We start from the raw sequence: 18,578 nt of genomic DNA, 5'->3' as shown, positions 1-18,578 counted from the left end.
GCGCTCGAGGTCAAGGGGGTCAGCGGTCGGCGTGGACCAACGGGGCGAGGAAGCCGGTGAGCTGGGCCGCCGAGGGTTGGCCGAGGCGGCGGCCGAGGTAGTCGGGGGCGTCGGCGGCGGCTCGGCAGCGGTCCGGGTCGGTGTTGGACGGGTCGGCGGAATAGCGTTCGCCGAGCATGGTCGCCTTGGCAACCTCGCGTCCGGTGGTGAGTTCGTAGACGGCGATCTCGTAGGTGGCGCGGAAGAGGTTGACGGTGCGTCCTATCGGTGCGCCGGGGGAGGGATCGTACTGGCAGGTCTGGACGAGGTCGCGCAGTTCCAGCTGCTTCATGCAGGCGATGAGCTGTACGGTCGACGGGTCGTCCGGGTTCCACGCGGTCGGATCGTCCGGGTGGACCATGGCTGTGAGTTCACCGGACAGGTAGATCGGCCGTGCGCCGTCGCGCTGATAGGGCGCGGCGTTCGGGAACGGTTTCTTGTCCTGGCCGCACATCCGGTCGTAGTCCGACATCTCGAATCGGCTCGCCTGCACCGCCGTGATCGCGAAGAACCCGGCCCCGAACAGCGCGATGAAAAGCAGCAACGCGACACCGGGTCCGACCCGCAGTCCTCGTCTCGGTGCACGCCGCTCCCGAACGGGGCGATTGTGCCACCGGTCGATCAGCGACGAACCGTTCCCTCGACGCCACGACCGCCACCTGTCCGACAGTGTCGGTCGCCGCGTCGTCGTCCGGTCATGGTCGACCCAATCCGACCAGTGCTCCGAATTCTCCCGGGGTGCTTCCGGTTCCGGGGAACGGTACGCGGGCGCGACGGCGTGGGTCTCGCGCGACGGCGAGGGAGTGCTCCACGATCCGGTCCTGCTGGTCGAGCTAGCCGAACCGACTGCGGCGGCGGCGCCGAGGGCGGCAGCCGTACCTACCGCTGCACCCGCGGCGACCGTCGGACCATGGGAGCGCGTACCGGCATCTTCCCTGTCGTCCGGTGTGGGTCCGTGGCGCGACGCCGAACTCTCGTTCTCAGCACGCTCGCCGTCGGTGCCACCAGCGGACGGCTCATCGATCGGGGACGACCCGGTTCCAGCGTTCGATTTGGTCAGTGAGACAACGCTTTCAGATGATGATTCGGTCACTTCGTCGGGGGGTGGCGAGTTCGCGTCTTTCGTGTCGTCGTCGAAAGATGCGGCGGGTGCGACGCTTTCGCTGCGCGAATCCGTGTCCGCTTCGGCCGTCTCGCGTTCGGAGTCCGGTGACGGGTCTTTCTCGGACGAGGAGGCTTCGTTCGTCACCTGGTCAGTGGATTCGGGCCGGGACGGCGGTTGTCCGACCGCGGCGGCCGATGCCGCCCTGCTGTCCGAATCATCAACGTGCACAACGCTTTCCTCGCTCGAAGAAGGTGATTTCGCCACTTCCTCGGACTGTAACGGCGTCGCGGACTTCTCGGGGCGAGACGACGTCGGGGCTCGATGGGCGAGCCTGTCGATCGCAGCGAGGAAGGCGGGCGTTGCCGCCTGGGTGACCCGTGCCGAACTGGTCGGCGTAGCAGTGGAATCCGACGCAGTGTCGGAATCCGCTGTCCCCGAGGAGGGGCCGAGCTCCACGGCAGTCGGGCCTGCGGGGCGGGACGTGGCCGCCGGGTCGAGAACAGCCGGAAAACCCTGTGCCGTCAGCTCATCGGCGGACGGCAACAGGTGGCCCAGGTTCAGCGCGGCGAACACCCGGGTGACGTCATCGATGCCGAGCCGGACGGTGCGCCCGCTCTCCGCCTGGAAATGGTCGTGCAGCGCGCCGACGTCATCCCGATCGATCAGCACCGCACGGTATCCGTCGGCGATTCTGGTTTCCTCGATGGTGATCTCGGTGCCGGGCTGGGAGACCAACGCGATCACCGCGTTCACCCAACCGAAGATTCCGGCCTGCTGCAGCAAGCTCTTCGCGGCGAACACCTGTCGGCGCACCTGGACGAACGGATTCGGTACCCGGACGGCGTGATAGAGCGCGGCGGGCTCACCGTCGATGGTCCACGGGCCGTTCGGTGGGGTGGCGAGAGTGCCTTCCTGGCGGGCGGTGAAACCCTTCACCTCCACGATGGTCACGCTCTGCGGTGTGCACACCAGCGCGTCGACCTCGACCGATCCACCCCGGCTCTCCGGCACATGGCAGCGGAACACGGCGATGCCGCCCGCCCGAAACGCCTGGTCACGGAGGGCCGCGCCGACGATCTGTTCCGCGCCTTCGAGTTCGCTCTCGTCCGCGACAACGACGATCACCACGACCCCCTGTGCACCTGACTGCGGACTTCTACCAGGATACGGCCTCCACTAGCCGTATCGAAACCGAATCCTGTTGCTGAGCAACGCCTTCGGCAATGTCGATTACCGATCTGGCCACGGCGCCCCCGTGTTTCGACCTGCCGCCGACGCCTCGCCCACCGGTCGAACCCGTTCTCGTGGCGGCTCGGTGACCTGACCTGCCGCCCGGGCCGGCCCCGTCGACGCATTCGACGCCCGCACGTGCGGCAGAAGTGAACTCCCCATGCCCGGGATCCTACGACCAGCCACCGACAATCCGCCATGTCAACGTATCCCTCGGTCGCGCACGACCCGCCGACCAGGCATGGTCCCCGGCCCCGTCACGGCGGCGAACCGCTGTCACCTGTTCGAACGTTGCTGCTCGACGCCGGTGCGTGTCCTCGCGGCGTCGGTAACGGCGGAGTGAACGCCGATTCGGCTCTACCGGACGAACTCATGGCGGATTCGGTCGATCCGACGCCTGCGATGAGCATGCTGAGACCTGCGGTCGGTCAAGGGAAACCACGGATTGACCCCTTCGTCGGCTGTCGCCGATGATGGTTGCGGGCGAATGCGGGGACGTCCGATTCAGCGCTCGGCACCGGAATCCGAGGAGGAGCGTCCATGGACACCGACACAGCGTCGACCTGAGCGATGTCACTGTGCGAGTCACTGTCGCCGGCGTGGGACCGACGGTGCTGTTGCTGCACGCGGGTGGTGAGGATCGCCGTGTGTGGGCACCGATCTCGGCGCGGCTTGCCGAAAGTGGGTTACGGACGGTGGCCTACGACCTGCGCGGCCACGGCGAGAGCACCGGGAATGCGACAACGCTGCGGGCGCTGCGCGACGACGTGATCGAGATGGTGCGGCGCGAGCCGACGCCGATCGTCGTGGTGGGAGCTTCGATCGGCGGGCTGGCCGCCCTCGCCGCCCTCGCCGAACCGACTGTCGCGCGACGTGTCGTCGGCCTGGTTCTCGTCGATGTGGTGGCATGGCCCGATCCGGATCGGGTCCGCGCGTGGCTCGGTGACCTCGGGCTGCGCGATCGCCGAGCCGATCTCGTGGAAGACACTCTGACGTGGGGCCCGCGACTGCAGGCGACGGCTGCGGCGTCGGATCTGCCCATCCTGCTCGTGCGTGCCGGACGCTCACCACTCGGCCCCGCCGATGTGGACCGTTTCCGCGCGGCGACCCCTCGGATCACCGTCACCGAGCTGTCGGATGTCGGCCACCTCGTGGCGCAGGAAGCCCCCGCGGAACTGGCCCGCATTCTGTCGGCCCGCGTCCCCGGCTGGCTGGCCGCCGACCCGGTCGTGCGCGGTGCGTTCGAATTCCAGCGCACGCTCGGGACCGAACACATCGAACATCCCGGCGGGACGTTGCACGCGCATCTGCATCGGGTGCACACCCTCACGGTCGAATGGAACACCGCGCCACGCGCTCAGCTGGCCGCGATCTGTTACGCGTCATACGGCACCGACGGTTTCGCGCATGCGCTGCTTCCCGTCGAGGATCGCGGGCGTCTGCGCGCTGTCATCGGGGCCGATGCGGAGGCGCTGGTGTACCTCTATGGCGCCTGCGATCGTGAGCGGACATACCGAGACCTCGGGCAGCGACCGTTGGCCGTGATCGACCGTTTCACGGGTGATTCGAGGGCGATCGACGGGACGGACCTGCGCGATTTCGCGGAGCTGACGATTGTCAACGAGCTCGATGTGGCACGCCATGCGAGCCTGTCGGCATCCACTCGCGCAGGTATCCGGGACCTCGTCCGCGCGCTCGCGAGCTACGCCCCCGCCGCGGCGGACCGAGCCCTCGCCGACCCCCGAGACGGCGGACTGCCGACCACCGTGTAGCGAGTGTCGCGGGTTCGGTCTCAGCGCACGCCACGCGGGCGGAACTGGATGCTGATGCGGGGTCCGACGGGACGTGTGGTCTTGAGAATCGCGTGCTCCCAGGCGCGCTGACACGCACCACCCATCACCACCAGGTCCCCGTGCCCCGCCGTGAACCGCACGCTCGCGCCACCACCGCGCGGCCGCAGCAGCAGGGCGCGCGGCGCCCCGACCGACACGATCGCGACCATCGTGTCGTGGGTGGCGCCGCGGCCGATCGTGTCCCCGTGCCAGGCGACGCTGTCGCGGCCGTCGCGATAGAAGCACAGCCCGGCCGTCCGGAACGGTTCACCGAGCTCGGTCGCGTAGTGCGCGCTGAGTGCCGCCCGTGCTTCGACCAGGATGTGATCGGGCAGCGGATCGTTCTCGCCGAAGAACGAGACCAGCCGCGGCACGTCGACCACCCGGTCGTACATCGGCCTGCGTTCGGCATGCCATGGCACCCGCTCGGCCAACCGATCGAACAGCTGACTCGCGCCACTGAGCCAGGCGGGAATCACATCGACCCAGCTCGTGGCGTCGAGCTGGGTGCGCCGGATCGCCTCGATCGAACCCAGGGCAATCGCATCACCGTCGAACAGTGAACCTTGCAGGGGCAGCGACATGATCGACAGTCTACAACGTATTCGAATGTATGTTCGATAAGGAGTCTTTCGAACGCAAGGCGGCCAAGGTGTCGCCGGTCCGGTAGAGCTCGAGGAGAAGTGGCCGCAGCGCCCGGCCGAGATCGGTGAGGGCGTAACTCGTGCGCACGGGGAAGCCGCGGTGCGTCCGTCGCTCGACCAGTGCGCGGGCGTCGAGCTCGCGGAGACGGTCGGTCAGCACTTTGGCGCTGAGCGAAGGCAGCCGATCCCGCAACTCGCCGAACGAGAGCGGCCCACTCATGAGTTCGCGCAATACCAGGGTTGTCCAGCGGCCGGAGATGGCGGCCAGGGTGACCTCGACCGGGCAGTCCGGTTCCGGCGCGCGGGTGCGCCCGCGGTCGTCGGGCACGAGCTCGTCGTCCCAGTCCGTGTCGGTCACCGTTTGGTTGCCTACGAGCGGGCCGAGTTGGCTGTCGCTATGACCCATTCCAGTTCTCGTCACAACCCCACTGTCGCCCTGACCGCCGACCCGAGGCAACATCCCGCGGTGTTCGCGGCACGCTTCAACACCTTCGACTCGGACTCGCTCGCCGAGGTGTACACCGACGACGCCGTCTTCGTGCCGGAACCGGGCAGCGAGGTCACCGGGCCCGCGTTGCGAGCGGCCAATGCCGAGTTTCTCGCGCTTGGCCTGCCCATCCGAGTCAGCCCGCGCCACACCTACGTCGCGGGAGATATCGCGTTGCTCATCGTCGACTGGGAGATCGACGGGACCGGCCCGGACGGCGAGCCGGTCCACGTGTCGGGAACCGCCACGGACGTCGCCCGTCGTGACGCCGACGGCTTCTGGCGCTACGTCATCGACAATCCGTTCGGTGTCGCCTGACACCGACGCCCGATGGTCGCGCTCAGTCCTGCCAGCCGCTCATGTCGAGAATCATGTCCCAGGTGTAGGGCACCAACTCCGGATGGCGCAGCCGGATGATCTCGCCCGGCAGTGAACCCGGTGGCGCCTTGCGTGGGTCGGCGACGGCCTGACGTTCGATGGCATCGGTGAGCGCCCGCGTGCCGCCGAGGCGCGGATAGGCGGTGTGAACGAGATCCGCGAAGCCAGGGGGTAGGTCGCCGGGGCCGCCGCCGACATCGAGGCCGATGCCGGTGACGGCGATCCAGATGGCGGCGGGTCGTCGTCGCCGGTACACCGGCGAGTCGCTGAGACCGGTCGTGTGCGCGGCGACGGCATCCCAGACGATGTCGACGCGCTCATCGCGGACACCCTGCGCTTCGAGGAATTCGGCCGCGAAATCCGCACCGTCGATCTCGAATCGTTGTGTGCCGTTGGCACGTTCGGACAGGCCGATGTCGTGCAGCGCGCAGATGAGGTACATGAGTTCTTCGTCGTAGTCCGTGCCGGGCCGCAAGCCCTGGTCGGCGGCGAGGGCGCGCCCGAACAGGAACCCGCGAATGCTGTGATGGAGCACGGCCGCGTCGAGGGCCTCGGCGATCAGCCGGTGGGTTTCGATCGCGAGTGGTGTGGCGGGTAGTGCCAGCGAGTCGATCCCGGATGTCTGCTGTGGCATGGGATTGCTCCTCTCGGTGTGCCCGGGCGAGTGACGTCCACCAACCTTCAGGCTGGTTGAAGCATAGCCCAAGTTTCAGCCAGACTGAAGGCTGCCGAGATCATCACGGCCGCAACAGAACGGTGCCGAAGGCGACCCGGTCTTCGAGCATTCGGTGCGCGTCTGCGGCGGCGATGAGAGGGAGGATCGAATGGATCGACGGTGTCAATAGTCCCTGCGTCGTCGCGGTGAGTGCCGCCGGCCGCTGCCGGGCGACTTCGCCGAGCCAGGCGCTGCCCGCGCAGCCGGTGAGCGTGAGCCCGCGCAGGATCAGATCGGTGACGCCCAGCCGCGCGGGTGCGCCGTCGAGCCAGCCGTAGCTGAGGATCCGGCCGCGCAGTGGCGTGATCCGGTCCAGCAGTGGGGTGAGTGAATCGCCCCCGATGGAATCGAAGACGACGTCGACCGTGCCGCCCGCGAGTAGGTCGGCCAGCTGGTCCGCCCAGTCGGGCGCGGTGTGATCGAGCACTTCACGCGCACCGTTGTCGCGTGCGAGACGGGCTTTCTGTTCCCCGCCCGCGGTGCCGATGACACGCACGCCCGCGGCGGCGCACAGCTGGGCGAGACGGCCGCCGACACCGGTAGCGGCCGCTTCGATCAGCACGGTCTCGCCCGCGGCGACCGCCGCGGTCTGCATCAGCGCCAGCGCCACCGACCCTGACATCAGGATCGCGGCGGCGCGCTCGGTGGTCAGGCCGTCCGGGATCACTGTCACCGAATCGGCCTCGGCGACAACGAGTTCGGCATAGGAACCGAACCCGCTGGTCGACGCGACCACCCGCGCGCCGAGCAGTCCTCGATCAACGCCGGCGCCGAGATCGACGACAGTGCCCGCCGCCTGGAATCCGAAGACCTCGGGCAGTGGTGCGGGAAAGGGGAACGCGCCGGCCCGGACCTTGGTCTCCGGGTACAGCACCGGCACCGCCTCCGTCCGGACGACGACCTGCCCGTCGCCCGGGCGAGGTTCGCCGACCTCACGCGCGACCAGGACCTCGGGAAGGGCACCATCTTCCACCGGTTCGGCAGCCGCGCCGGCCTGCTCTACGAGCTCGTCGCCGAGGGCGCTGTCGCGCTGATGGCGGCGGTCTCGAGCGGCCCGCCACCCCTTGGCCCCGGCGCGGCGGCGACCGATCGGCTACTGGCCTTCTTCGACGCCATGACGAGTCTGGTCACCGAGGACGTGGAGTTGATCGCGGCCTATCAGGCCATGCCGCCACATCCGCGCAGTGCCGAATTCCACACGTTCTGGGCACAGCACATCGGCACGCTCCTGCGCGAGGTCCGGCCCGATATCGATGCCGACACCGTGGGCGCACTGCTGTTGTCGACTGTCGGCGGGGAACTCGCTCAGCAGATGGCCAGAGCAGGGGAAGTCGACCGTTTACGCTCGGCGATCGAGGAACTGGTTCGTTCGGTTCTGCGCGCTCCCTGAGCGCGTTGTCCGCGGTGGCGGGGAAAGCTGCACTGTCCCACGAAGTCCGCTGGTCGCCGCTACGATGCGACAGATGGTGCCGCTGTCACATGCCGCGGCCTTCGCCGTCGCCGCCTGGATCATCATCGTGATTCCAGGTCCGAACGTGCTGTTCGCGATCGGCCGCGCATTGACGCTGGGGCGCCGGTCCGCGGTGCTGTCGGTCGCGGGCGCCGTCGCCGGATCGTTCGTACCGTTGGTCGCGGTATCGGTCGGCCTCGGTGCGGTCCTGATGGCCTCGGCGACGCTGTTCCTGATCGTGAAGGTTGTCGGAGCCGGGTACCTGATCTATCTGGGGATCACGACGATTCGGCGGCGCAAGGAACTGGCGGCGGCCTTGCATTCGAATGCTCCGAGCGTCGGTGGAAGTCGGGTACTCGGGCAGGGATTCGTCGTCGGTGCCACCAACCCCAAGACGATCGTCTTCTTCGGCGCGGTCCTTCCGCAGTTCGCGGTACCGGCCCAGGGTGCACTGCCCGCGCAACTGCTCATACTGGGCGCGATCTTCCTGACGATCCAAGCGCTGTCGGACGGTTGCTGGGCGCTGCTCGCGGCGACGGCGCGGTCGTGGTTCGCGCGTTCTCCGCGGCGCCTCGAAACTGTCGGCAGCACAGGCGGACTGATGATCATCGGAGTCGGGGCGGGGATGGCGCTGACCGGTACCCACTGACCGATATATCGGGCCTCTTCCGAGGTGTGCTCACTCGTTGCCCTTTCTAACTTATAGCTCACCCGGGGGCTTGCGGCAAGGTCCCGGTGGTGCTGCAGAATCGCTGGGCAACGCAGGGACCAGCCACATTCGGGAGTGACGAAGATGCAAGAGATGACCACCGACGTGCTCGTTGTCGGGGCTGGACCTGCCGGAATGATGCTGGCGGGGGAACTGGGCCGGGCGGGGGTGCGGCCGTTGGTGCTCGAGCGTCGGGAACAGCCGGGCACCGCGCAGAAAGCCAGTGGTCTCGGCGGGCGGATTCTGGATGTGCTGCGGTATCGGGGACTGCTCGACCGGATGATCGCGGTCAGCGGCGACCCGAGTCCGAAGCCGATCTTCCCTTTCGGCGGGGTGTACCTGGACTTCACCGGACTCGACGAAACGCCGATGCACGCCATGGCGATTCCGCAGGCACGGGTCGAGGAACTGCTGGCCGAGGACGCCGCCGACCTCGGCGCCGAGATCCGGCGCGGACACGAGGTGGTCGCGGTGACCCAGGTCGACGATGCGGTGATCGCGGAGGTGAACGGCCCGGGCGGGCGCTACCTGGTGCGTGCCCGCTATCTGGTCGGCTGCGACGGTGGCCGCAGCCGGATCCGCGAACTGGCGGGGATCGGCTTCCCCGGCAGCACCTACCCGGAGGTCAACCGGTTGGCGGTGGTCACGGTGCACGAGTCGGTGACCGTGCTCGACGACGGCGGGATCGAGGTGCCCGGTGTCGGCCGGATCGATCCGGGATTCACCCACACCGACAACGGGGTGTTCGCGCTCGGCCCGGTCAGCACCGAGGACCGGGTGATGTTCTTCCAGACCACCGAGAACGACGATGCCGAATACGACAGCGACGAACCGTTGACCATGGCCGAACTCGGCGACAGTGTGCGGCGCGTGGTGGGCGCGGAGGTTCCGCTCGGCGCGCCGACTCGCTTGTCGCGCTACCAGTTCCAGGATCGGCAGGCCGAAAGCTACCGGGTGGGCAGGGTTTTCCTGGCCGGTGACGCGGCCCATCTGCTGCCCGCCACCGGTGCCGCGATGAACCTCGGGATGACCGATTCGGTGAACCTGGCCTGGAAGTTGGCCGCCGATATCGGAGGTTGGGCACCGGCAGACCTGCTCGATACCTACCACGCCGAACGCCACTTCGCCGGTGGTCGCGCACTGCTGCAGACCCGCGCCCAGGCCGCACTTCGCCAGGGCCAGGACCCCGCCGCCGAGGCACTGCGGGCGGTATTCCAGGAACTCCTGTCCGACGAACCCGCGTTGCGTCGCATGGGCGCCCTCGTCGCGGGTACCGATCTGCGCTACGAGATCGGCGGAACCCATTCGCTCACCGGCACTTTCGCATCCGATCTGCTCCTGCACACCGATCAGGGCACCACCGGCGTCGCCGACCTCATGCGCGCCGCGCGACCGGTCTTCCTCGACCTGGCCGACCGTGCCGACCTCCGCGAGGTCGTCGGGGGGTGGGCGCCGCGCGTCGAGATCCACTCGGGCAAGACTCTCGATCGCCCGGCCGACGCTCTGCTGATCCGCCCCGACGGTCATATCGCCTGGGCAGGGACGATCGACGAACCGTCGTACACCGCCGCAACTGAGCTGCGGGCGGCGCTGACCAGGTGGTTCGGCGTCCAGGAATCGTGCGAACACCGGGAAGTCTTCGGCTTCCCGCGCTGACTTCCCGGCGGCGGGATTTCGTGTACCTGATCGCCACGTGACGCAATGTCACCGTAAATAATGTTACGGCCCAGGGTTATTCGATCCTGGGCCGTAACGCGTTGAAATCCGTGTCCGTCTGTGGATTACTCCTGGGATGAATTCGATCTCGACCACCGAGCGGTCGGCAGCGCGCGCGTTGCCCGGCTGGTCGGTGCCGATGGTGTTCATCGTCGCGGCGACCTCGCAATATGTGGGCGCGGCACTGGGCGTATTCCTCTTCGACACCACCGAACCGGCCACCGTCGCCTGGTTGCGCGCCGCCGCGGCGGGAGTGGCGTTGCTGGCATGGCGGCGTCCGTGGCGCACCCGCTGGACGCGGCGGGGCGTCGTGACGGCCGCAGGCTTCGGGATCGTCACGGTGTCGATGAACATCGTGTTCTACGAGGCCATCGCGCGCATCCCGCTCGGAACCGCCGTCGCCATCGAATTCCTCGGTCCGGTCGCCGTAGCCACCCTGGGTTCGCGACGGGCGCGCGACCTGCTCGCCGTGGCGCTGGTGGCGATCGGGGTGGTGCTGCTGGCCGGGGTGCAACTCGACGTCGAACCGGTCGGTGTGGGTTTCGCGCTGGCCTCGGCCGTCCTGTGGGCGGCCTACATCCTGGTCGGCAAGCGCGTCGCCGACACCGGTGACGGCCAGGATTCCCTTGCTGTCGGCATGGCGGCCGCGGCCGTGCTGCTGGCGCCGTTCGTGCTGGTCCCGCAGCTGGCGATCGATGCCGCGGTCTTCGCCGACCCCCGGACGTGGCTGCTCGGTCTCGGCGTCGGCGTGCTGTCGAGCGCGGTGCCGTACGCGCTGGACCAGGTGGTGCTGACCGCGGTGGGCCGTGCGCGTTTCGCCCTCCTGCTCGCGTTGCTCCCGGCGACCGCGACCGTCGTCGGCGCGATCGCCCTCGCGCAACGGCCCACGATGCTCGAACTCGCGGGCATCGCCCTGGTCATGCTGGCCTTGACGATCAGTGCGGTGCCCGCCCGCCGGACCGCGCCGGAACCGCCCGCGCCACTGTGACAGGTCGCCCCGATCAGATGCGAGGTGCCCGCGAAAGTGCCCCGGCAGGCCCTGATTCGCGAGTCACCACGGCGACCGCCGGAACCCGCCCTCGGAATCGATCACCTGCCCGACCACCCATCGCCCTTCGTCGGAGACGAGCCAGGCGATCAACCGAGCCGGATCATCCGGCGCTCCGATGCGACCGCGCGGAAACGCGGCACGCACCTCCTCGATGACCGCCGGATCCCGATCCGCCGTCGCCGCGGTCAGATACCCCGTGTCCACGGGACCTGGATTGACCGTATTGAGCAAGATCCCGCGCTCGATCAACTCGGCGGCGACGGTGCTCGTGAGCCCGGCCAGCACCGATTTGGCGGCGGCATAAGCGATTTCCGACCGCATCGGCCCGAGATGCTGGCCGGAGCTCATCCAGATGACTCGCCCCCGGTCGGCCACGGGATCCGCCTGCGCCCGGTAGCGCCGTGCGAACGCCTGCGTCAGCAACAGCACGGATCGAGCATCCACCGCCCAGTGCCCGTCGAGCATCTCGGCATCGACCTCGAAAAGATTCCCGTCACCACCGCTGCGCGCATGATTCGCGACAAGTATGTCCACCTGCCCGAAAGCCTCGACGGCTTTGTCGACCACCGATTGCGCGGCCGTCGGCTCGGCCAGATCGACGGCGAGATCGGCAACCCGAGTAATGCCGCCGAGCTCGCGGCACAGCTCAGCGGGGTCCTCCGCGCCCCACGGCTGCTCCGCATCGTGGGGCGCCCAATGTGTGAGGAACAACGCGACCCCCTGCTGCGCCAACCGCCGCGCCACGGCGAACCCGATCCCACCCCGTCGACTCACCCCGGTCACCACCGCGACCCGCTCACTCGATGTCGTCGATTCCATGCGCCCGATTGCACCCGGTGTCCCGCGTGCCGCGCAACCGAATTCCTGGATCCGGCGAATCTTCGCGCGCCGAACGCTCGACATCCAGGTGTCGGAGCGTGTGAATGTAGTGGTGAACAGGGATCTCGAGTGTCTGATCTGCGCCAAGCATCGAGGTAGAGGTTCGCTGGTGGGTCCGGTCGTTCACGCCGACGAGTTCGTCGTCGTCACCCACCGTGTCCTCGGTGCGGGGGCAGGGGTCGTGCCGGGTTACTTGTTCGTCGAGCCCCGCCGCCATGTCGGCAATCTCGCGCACCTGACATGGGAGGAGGCGCAGGCGCTGGCACGGGCGGTGTGGTGTGGTGCGCGGGCTCTCGACGCGGAACTCGCACCGCGACATGTGTTCTCGATGATCGCCGGTCGGTCCGTCGCGCACGTTCACCAACACCTGTTCGTGCGTCCTCGGTCGATGCCCGAAGAATTCGCTTGGCACGACGTGGACTCGTGGAACGGTGGGGAACGGTTGGACGCCGAGGGGCTGGCGTTGTTGTGTGCGAAGTTGTCGAGGTGGTTCGGCGAGTGATCGGCGGGTCGTGAGTCAGTTGCCCTGGGCGAGGTAGTTGTAGATTTCGTGGACTTCGATGGTGGGCTGGTTGGGCATGCCCACCTCCATGCCGACGGGGCCGAGGGTGGATTCGGCGAAGCTCTGGAACTGCTCGGCGGATTCCCACACGTCGGTGACGTGGAATCCGGTGTCGGTCTTCCTGGCGAGATGGAACAGGAGTCCTGGACCGCCGGAGCCGCCGTGCTTGAAGCCCATCTTCGCGAGGGCCTGGTCGTACTGTTCGAGAGTCGAGCCGGTGAATTCGAGTTCGACGGCAACCGTCATGGCGACCATCTCCTTGCACGGTCGAGCGAGGGTGGAGTGACTTCAGGCCCGGCCCGAGGGGCGGCGGGTCGCGGTCGAACACCGTGACCCGGCGCTCCGATCGAATCACGATTGCTCTGGGCGGCGGTACCGAGCAGCCGTCGCGATGTGGTGCGCGTCACAGTCTAGTCGGTCGGTCATCGGGCGACAAGCAACCTTCTCGGCCCCCATCGGCCACGACTCCGGCCTGCGCCGTTGTCGCCCAGACCATCCCGATGCCGGAGTCGGCGGGCGCCGTTCGCGGTCGCGGGGCAGTGGTGACCAGGTCGTATCCGAGCCGCCGCGGGACTGCCGCGCTACGGACATTGGCCGCGTCGCAATGGATTTCGACCCGAACGACGTGGGGGAGGGCGAGCGCGGCGGCGGTCAGGGCGTGGACAGCGCGGGTGATGATGCCCCGGCCGGTGTGGGCGACATGGCACCAATAACCGATCTCCAGGGCGCCGGGGTCGATCCGGTCGTGGAGTCCGATGCCGCCCGCCACCTCGCCCCGCGCGGTGAAGATTCCGTACGGGTAGCCGCCGTCGGGCGTCGGCCAGTGCGCGGCCGAGGCCTGCAGGGATCGGCGTTGCCCGGCGAGCGTGGGCGGCTGCTCGGCCCACGACATCCACGGGTGCAGGTGGGTGTGTGAGGCGCGCAACGCGGCGAACTGGCGAGTCAGGTCACTGCGACGCCAACGGCGCACCAGGAGATCGCCCAGATCGATCCGCTCCGGGGGCGTCGACCGGGAATGCGCGCTGCTGCCGATGGTCATGACCGATGATGGCGGACCCCACGCTTGCGGGGCAACGCATTTCCGGTGATCGGCTAGGCGATCCGGGCGAGGATATCGATCGCTATATCTGTTGCGGCGGTGTGCATCTGGTCGTCGGTCAGCTCGAGATCGCCCATCATCGATAGGCTCCAGCTGATCGCGAGCAGCGCTTGCCGGGCGTGATAGACGTCGAGCGGGGCGGCGTCGGGGCCGGTCATGAGATCGGCGAGGACGCGGAATTGGTAGCGCAGCCCCGCACCGAAACCCAGATCACGGAACGCGGGCTGATTCTCGTGCCAGAACCGCACCATGTCACGGCCGAGGCTGTGCAGGAGCGCGCTGTAGCGGCGCAGGATCTGCTCGGCGCGTTCGTGTCCCGGCGGGGTCTGTTCGGCCCAGGTGACGATGTCGTCGATGCCGCGACGCAGATCGTCGGACAGGCTGACAACGATGTCTTCCTTGGTCCGGAAGTGGTAGTACAGCGCGGCTTTGGTGACGCCGAGTCGCTCGGCGATCTCGCGTAGCGACGTCTTCTCGTAGCCGCGCTCGGAGAACAGTTCCATCGCCACCGCGCGAATGCGTTCCTTGGTGTCGCTACGACGTCCGTCCACGGGGCTTTCCTTTGCTTGACGACCGGCTAGGGCGAGCCTACCGTCGGATCATGACCGAGAGCACTAGCCGGTCGGCAAGTTAGTTTTGAGGAGGATCACGATGACACAGGTGAACGCGCCCACCGCCGGGGTGGCACTGACAGCGATCGGGGTCGCGGTGATCCGTGAGCAGGAGTCGCGCAGGCCGGATCGACTCTACGACGACCCACTCGCCACGGCGTTCGTCGATGCCGCGCGCCGCGACTTCGCCCGCACCGAGGGCGGCGCGGCACGGTGGGAGCGAGTCGAGGCGTTGGCCGAACAGTTCTTCGCGGGCCGATCCGTCGGCGTTCGGTTGGTCGACGATCGGGTGGCCGAGGCAGTCGCCGCCGGATGCCGCCAGATCGTCCTGCTCGGCGCCGGACTGGACACCCGGGCTTATCGGATGGGTCTGCCCGCCGAAGTCACCGTCTACGAACTCGATCTGCCGGAGCTGTTCGCCTTCAAGGAACCGGTGCTGCGCGCCGCGGACGCCACACCGACGGCGCGCCGGCACGTCCTGCCGATCGACCTGCGAACGGAATGGGCTGACCCGTTGCGGGAGCGAGGTTTTCGGCCTGACCAGCTGACGCACTGGATCGACGAGGGCGCGCTTGCGTACCTCCCGCCCGAGGACCACCTCCGTGCGGTGGCGACGCTGACGGCCCTGTCCGCCCCTGGGAGCCGATTCGGGCTCAGCCGCTTCGCAGTCGATCCCGACGCCCCGCCCTACGCCGAACTGCGGCGACTCGTCGCAGGCGACGGCGATGCGCAGATACCTCCGGATGCCGGACGTCCCGGGGAACAGTGGCTCGTCGAGCACGGCTGGCGCACCCGGTTCCGCGCCTGGGACGACATGATCGTTCCCCTCGGTCGAGACGTGGCGGTGAACGACCCGGAGGTCGGCGTCGTGCTCGCCGAGCGAGTGTGACCGAAGGGAAACCCTGCCGTGTGAGGGCGGCCGCGGTTATCGCGGTCGTTCCGATGACGTGAATGCGATCACGGACCGGATGGTCGTTGCCTCGCTCCGTGGCGGTGAAATAGGTGCGCTCGCTGCACTTTCGGCGCGCGTGTGGTCACCGCCACGGCAGCGGTCGTCAGTCCGCGGTTCGTGGTCGCGCTCACAGGTGGGCCTACCTGGTCAAAGGCATCCCACGGCGCTGATAGGCTGACGGGCGAGTTAGGCATCCTTTAACGGACCGTCCGGTGAGGCGGGGAAGGAGGTCGGCATGGCTGTGCCCGAACGGGCGGCCAGAACCGGCGCGGGCGAAACATCGCAGCGGCACACCCCGGAGTGGGTGGCAGCCGGCCGCGAGTTGTTGTCGCCATCGGACGTGACCAGGACCGTAGCGCGTATCGCGCACCAGATCATCGAGAAGACCGCCCTGGATTCCGGCGACGCCGACGCACCGCGGGTGGTTCTCATGGGAATCCCCACCCGCGGCACCACGCTGGCGAACCGGCTGGCGGACAAGATCGAGGAATTCTCCGGTGTGCGTCCCGCACTCGGCTCCCTCGACATCACGCTGTACCGCGACGACCTGCGCTCTCGCCCGCACCGCCCGCTCGAACGCACCTCGGTACCCGACGGCGGCATCGAGAACTCCCTGGTCGTCCTCGTCGACGACGTGCTGTTCTCGGGCCGGACGGTCCGCTCCGCCCTCGACGGGCTGCGCGACCTGGGCCGCCCCCGCGCCGTGCAGCTGGCGGTCCTCATCGACCGCGGCCACCGCGAGCTGCCGATCCGCGCCGACTACGTGGGCAAGAACGTGCCGACCTCCCGCGCCGAGGACATCTCGGTGCTGATGGTCGAGCACGACGGCCGTGACGGCGTGTATCTGCATCAGGAAGGTCAAGAGTGAAGCATTTGCTGACGGTCGCCGACCTCGATCGCGGCACCGCCACCGAACTCCTCGACGAAGCCGAACGCTTCGAACAGGCCCTGCTCGGCCGCGAGGTGAAGAAGCTGCCGACCCTGCGGGGCCGCACCGTGATGACGGTGTTCTACGAGAACTCCACGCGCACCCGGGTGTCCTTCGAGGTCGCGGGCAAGTGGATGAGCGCCGACGTGATCAATGTCAGCGCGTCGAGTTCTTCTGTCTCCAAAGGTGAATCGCTGCGCGACACCGCGCTCACCCTGCACGCGGCAGGCGCCGACGCGCTGATCGTGCGCCACCCTGCCTCGGGCGCCGCGCACCAGATCGCGCGCTGGATGGAGCAGTGGGCCCGCGAGGAGAACCGCGTCGCCCCGTCGATCATCAACGCCGGCGACGGCACCCACCAGCACCCCACCCAGGCCCTGCTCGACGCGCTCACCCTGCGTCAGCGCCTGGGTGACATCGAGGGCAAGCGGATCGTGCTGGTCGGCGACATCCTGCACAGCCGGGTCGCCCGCTCCAATGTCTCGCTGCTCGACACGCTCGGCGCCGAAGTGGTGCTGGTCGCGCCGCGCACCCTGCTGCCCGTCGGCGTGGAGGCCTGGCCCTGCCGGGTCTCGAGCTCGCTCGACGCGGAACTGCCCGGCGCCGACGCGGTGATGATGTTGCGCGTGCAGGCGGAGCGGATGAACGGCGGGTTCTTCCCGTCGGCCCGCGAATATTCGATCAACTACGGACTGTCCGAGCGCAGGCTCGCGCTGCTCGGCGACGACGCCGTCGTCCTGCACCCGGGCCCGATGCTGCGCGGTATGGAAATCGCCTCCGCGGTCGCGGATTCGCCGAAATCTGCTGTGTTGCAGCAGGTCTCGAACGGAGTGCATATGCGGATGGCTGTGTTGTTCCGGCTGCTCGTCGGCCAGGAGGAAACGGTATGAGTGAGCTGCTGATCAAGAACGTCAAGCCCTACGGCGAAGGCGACCCCGTCGACGTCCTGGTGCGCGACGCCATCATCGCCGACATCGGCACGGGCCTCACGGCGTCCGAGGACGCCGAGGTGATCGAGGGCAACGGCCAGATCCTGCTGCCCGGCTTCGTCGACCTGCACACGCACCTGCGCGAACCCGGCCGCGAAGACACCGAAACCATCGAAACCGGTTCCGCCGCCGCCGCACTGGGCGGCTACACCGCGGTGTTCGCGATGGCCAACACCAGCCCGGTCGCCGACTCGGTGGTCATCACCGACCATGTGTGGCGTCGCGGCCAGGAAGTCGGCCTCGTCGACGTGTTCCCGGTCGGTGCCGTGACAGTCGGCCTGCAGGGTAAGCAGCTCGCCGAGATGGGCACCATGGCCGCCGGTATCGGCCAGGTCAGGATGTTCTCCGACGACGGTCACTGCGTCGACGACCCGCTGATCATGCGCCGCGCCCTCGAATACGCGAACTCCCTGGGCGTACTCATCGCCCAGCACGCCGAGGAACCGCGCCTGACCAAGAACGCGATCGCCCACGAAGGCCCCAACGCCGCGCGCCTCGGACTGCACGGCTGGCCGCGCGCCGCCGAGGAGTCGATCGTCGCGCGTGACGCACTGCTGGCCCGCGACGCGAACGCCCGGGTCCACATCTGCCACGCCTCAACCGCGGGCACCGTCGAACTGGTGAAATGGGCCAAGTCCCAGGGCATCTCGATCACCGCCGAGGTCACCCCGCACCACCTGCTGCTCGACGACTCGCGCCTGGAAACCTACGACGCGGTCAACAAGGTGAACCCGCCCCTTCGCGAGTCCACCGACGTGGCAGCCCTGCGCCAGGCACTGGCCGACGGCATCATCGACTGCGTCGCCACCGACCACGCTCCGCACGCCGAGCAGGACAAGTGCTGCGAATTCGCGGCCGCCCGCCCCGGCATGCTCGGCCTCGAGACGGCGCTGTCGATCATCGTGCAGACGATGGTCGAGCCCGGCCTGCTCGACTGGCGCGGCGTCGCGAAGGTGATGAGCGAGAAGCCCGCCGCGATCGTCGGCCTCGACGATCACGGGCGCCCGATCGCGGTCGGTGAGCCCGCGAACCTCACGCTGATCGACCCCGACGCCGAGTGGACGGTGCGCGGCGCCGAGCTGGCGAGTATCTCGAACAACACACCGTTCGAGGACATGACGTTCCCGGCCGAGGTCACAGCCACCGTGCTGCGCGGCCGGGTAACTGCCCGCGAGGGCAAGGCGGTCGGGATCTAGGAGGCC

Annotated in this window: 20 protein-coding genes; 11 read left to right on the top strand and 9 right to left on the bottom strand. The window is 68.4% G+C overall.

The window, feature by feature from the left end; genetic code table 11:
* Nucleotides 1-19: 19 nt before the first annotated feature.
* Complete coding sequence (locus QX204_RS20215; RefSeq protein WP_301901471.1) at nucleotides 20-2,272, bottom strand: NERD domain-containing protein; 2,253 nt, start codon at nucleotides 2,270-2,272, stop codon at nucleotides 20-22.
* 701 nt (nucleotides 2,273-2,973) lie between these two features.
* Here QX204_RS20215 and QX204_RS20210 point away from each other — a divergent pair.
* The gene (locus tag QX204_RS20210; protein ID WP_301901469.1) at nucleotides 2,974-4,146 is read left to right on the top strand and encodes an alpha/beta fold hydrolase; all 1,173 of its coding nucleotides are present in this window, start codon (nucleotides 2,974-2,976) and stop codon (nucleotides 4,144-4,146) included.
* A 20-nt stretch (nucleotides 4,147-4,166) separates the two neighbouring features.
* Here QX204_RS20210 and QX204_RS20205 read toward each other — a convergent pair whose 3' ends face one another.
* On the bottom strand, nucleotides 4,167-4,790 hold the full coding sequence (locus QX204_RS20205; RefSeq protein WP_301901468.1) for an alpha-ketoglutarate-dependent dioxygenase AlkB: 624 nt from the start codon (nucleotides 4,788-4,790) through the stop codon (nucleotides 4,167-4,169).
* Nucleotides 4,791-4,800: 10 nt separating this feature from the next.
* Complete coding sequence (locus tag QX204_RS20200; RefSeq protein WP_301901466.1) at nucleotides 4,801-5,208, bottom strand: winged helix-turn-helix transcriptional regulator; 408 nt, start codon at nucleotides 5,206-5,208, stop codon at nucleotides 4,801-4,803.
* Nucleotides 5,209-5,247: 39 nt separating this feature from the next.
* Here QX204_RS20200 and QX204_RS20195 point away from each other — a divergent pair, with 39 nt between their 5' ends.
* Entirely contained in the window at nucleotides 5,248-5,655 is a 408-nt protein-coding gene (locus tag QX204_RS20195) for a YybH family protein (protein ID WP_301901464.1), read from the top strand.
* 22 nt (nucleotides 5,656-5,677) lie between these two features.
* On the opposite strand, the gene QX204_RS20190 is transcribed toward QX204_RS20195, so the two are convergent.
* A complete protein-coding gene (locus QX204_RS20190) occupies nucleotides 5,678-6,349 on the bottom strand; it encodes an HD domain-containing protein (RefSeq protein ID WP_301901462.1) in 672 nt (223 codons plus the stop codon).
* Between the two features lie 103 nt (nucleotides 6,350-6,452).
* Nucleotides 6,453-7,403 (bottom strand): quinone oxidoreductase family protein, encoded by a 951-nt coding sequence (locus tag QX204_RS20185; RefSeq protein ID WP_301901461.1) that lies wholly within the window; start codon nucleotides 7,401-7,403, stop codon nucleotides 6,453-6,455.
* A gap of 60 nt (nucleotides 7,404-7,463) precedes the next feature.
* Here QX204_RS20185 and QX204_RS20180 point away from each other — a divergent pair, with 60 nt between their 5' ends.
* The 4 genes from QX204_RS20180 to QX204_RS20165 all read left to right on the top strand — a co-directional run bounded on the left by QX204_RS20180 (nucleotide 7,464) and on the right by QX204_RS20165 (nucleotide 11,293).
* A complete protein-coding gene (locus QX204_RS20180; protein ID WP_301901459.1) occupies nucleotides 7,464-7,820 on the top strand; it encodes a hypothetical protein in 357 nt (118 codons plus the stop codon).
* Between the two features lie 73 nt (nucleotides 7,821-7,893).
* Complete coding sequence (locus tag QX204_RS20175; protein WP_301901457.1) at nucleotides 7,894-8,529, top strand: LysE family translocator; 636 nt, start codon at nucleotides 7,894-7,896, stop codon at nucleotides 8,527-8,529.
* A gap of 153 nt (nucleotides 8,530-8,682) precedes the next feature.
* The gene (locus tag QX204_RS20170; protein WP_301901455.1) at nucleotides 8,683-10,245 is read left to right on the top strand and encodes an FAD-dependent monooxygenase; all 1,563 of its coding nucleotides are present in this window, start codon (nucleotides 8,683-8,685) and stop codon (nucleotides 10,243-10,245) included.
* A 136-nt stretch (nucleotides 10,246-10,381) separates the two neighbouring features.
* The gene (locus tag QX204_RS20165) at nucleotides 10,382-11,293 is read left to right on the top strand and encodes an EamA family transporter (protein ID WP_301901453.1); all 912 of its coding nucleotides are present in this window, start codon (nucleotides 10,382-10,384) and stop codon (nucleotides 11,291-11,293) included.
* A gap of 63 nt (nucleotides 11,294-11,356) precedes the next feature.
* On the opposite strand, the gene QX204_RS20160 is transcribed toward QX204_RS20165, so the two are convergent.
* Nucleotides 11,357-12,175, bottom strand: a complete 819-nt coding sequence (locus tag QX204_RS20160; RefSeq protein WP_301901452.1) for an SDR family oxidoreductase — start codon at nucleotides 12,173-12,175, stop codon at nucleotides 11,357-11,359.
* 169 nt (nucleotides 12,176-12,344) lie between these two features.
* On the opposite strand from QX204_RS20160, the gene QX204_RS20155 reads away from it, so the two are divergent.
* Entirely contained in the window at nucleotides 12,345-12,737 is a 393-nt protein-coding gene (locus tag QX204_RS20155) for an HIT family protein (RefSeq protein WP_301901450.1), read from the top strand.
* A gap of 15 nt (nucleotides 12,738-12,752) precedes the next feature.
* Here the strand turns inward: QX204_RS20155 and QX204_RS20150 are convergent, their stop codons facing one another.
* The 3 genes from QX204_RS20150 to QX204_RS20140 form a co-directional block, all read right to left on the bottom strand.
* A complete protein-coding gene (locus QX204_RS20150; RefSeq protein WP_194824574.1) occupies nucleotides 12,753-13,043 on the bottom strand; it encodes a hypothetical protein in 291 nt (96 codons plus the stop codon).
* A gap of 157 nt (nucleotides 13,044-13,200) precedes the next feature.
* Nucleotides 13,201-13,836, bottom strand: coding sequence for a GNAT family N-acetyltransferase (locus QX204_RS20145; RefSeq protein ID WP_301901448.1), 636 nt, complete (start codon nucleotides 13,834-13,836; stop codon nucleotides 13,201-13,203).
* Between the two features lie 53 nt (nucleotides 13,837-13,889).
* The gene (locus QX204_RS20140) at nucleotides 13,890-14,447 is read right to left on the bottom strand and encodes a TetR/AcrR family transcriptional regulator (protein WP_301901446.1); all 558 of its coding nucleotides are present in this window, start codon (nucleotides 14,445-14,447) and stop codon (nucleotides 13,890-13,892) included.
* 100 nt (nucleotides 14,448-14,547) lie between these two features.
* Between QX204_RS20140 and QX204_RS20135 the strand changes: the two genes are divergently transcribed.
* The 4 genes from QX204_RS20135 to QX204_RS20120 all read left to right on the top strand — a co-directional run bounded on the left by QX204_RS20135 (nucleotide 14,548) and on the right by QX204_RS20120 (nucleotide 18,572).
* The gene (locus QX204_RS20135) at nucleotides 14,548-15,396 is read left to right on the top strand and encodes an SAM-dependent methyltransferase (protein WP_301901444.1); all 849 of its coding nucleotides are present in this window, start codon (nucleotides 14,548-14,550) and stop codon (nucleotides 15,394-15,396) included.
* Between the two features lie 298 nt (nucleotides 15,397-15,694).
* Nucleotides 15,695-16,327, top strand: a complete 633-nt coding sequence (gene pyrR, locus QX204_RS20130; protein ID WP_301901442.1) for a bifunctional pyr operon transcriptional regulator/uracil phosphoribosyltransferase PyrR — start codon at nucleotides 15,695-15,697, stop codon at nucleotides 16,325-16,327.
* Nucleotides 16,324-17,277, top strand: coding sequence for an aspartate carbamoyltransferase catalytic subunit (locus QX204_RS20125; RefSeq protein WP_301901440.1), 954 nt, complete (start codon nucleotides 16,324-16,326; stop codon nucleotides 17,275-17,277). The genes pyrR and QX204_RS20125 overlap by 4 nt, the downstream gene beginning before the upstream one ends.
* Nucleotides 17,274-18,572, top strand: coding sequence for a dihydroorotase (locus QX204_RS20120; protein WP_301901438.1), 1,299 nt, complete (start codon nucleotides 17,274-17,276; stop codon nucleotides 18,570-18,572). The genes QX204_RS20125 and QX204_RS20120 overlap by 4 nt, the downstream gene beginning before the upstream one ends.
* Nucleotides 18,573-18,578: the final 6 nt, after the last annotated feature.

The sequence above is a fragment of the Nocardia sp. PE-7 genome, from assembly GCF_030486425.1.
Classification (GTDB): Bacteria; Actinomycetota; Actinomycetes; order Mycobacteriales; family Mycobacteriaceae; genus Nocardia; species Nocardia salmonicida_A.
This window is presented reverse-complemented; position numbering and strand designations above follow the sequence as displayed.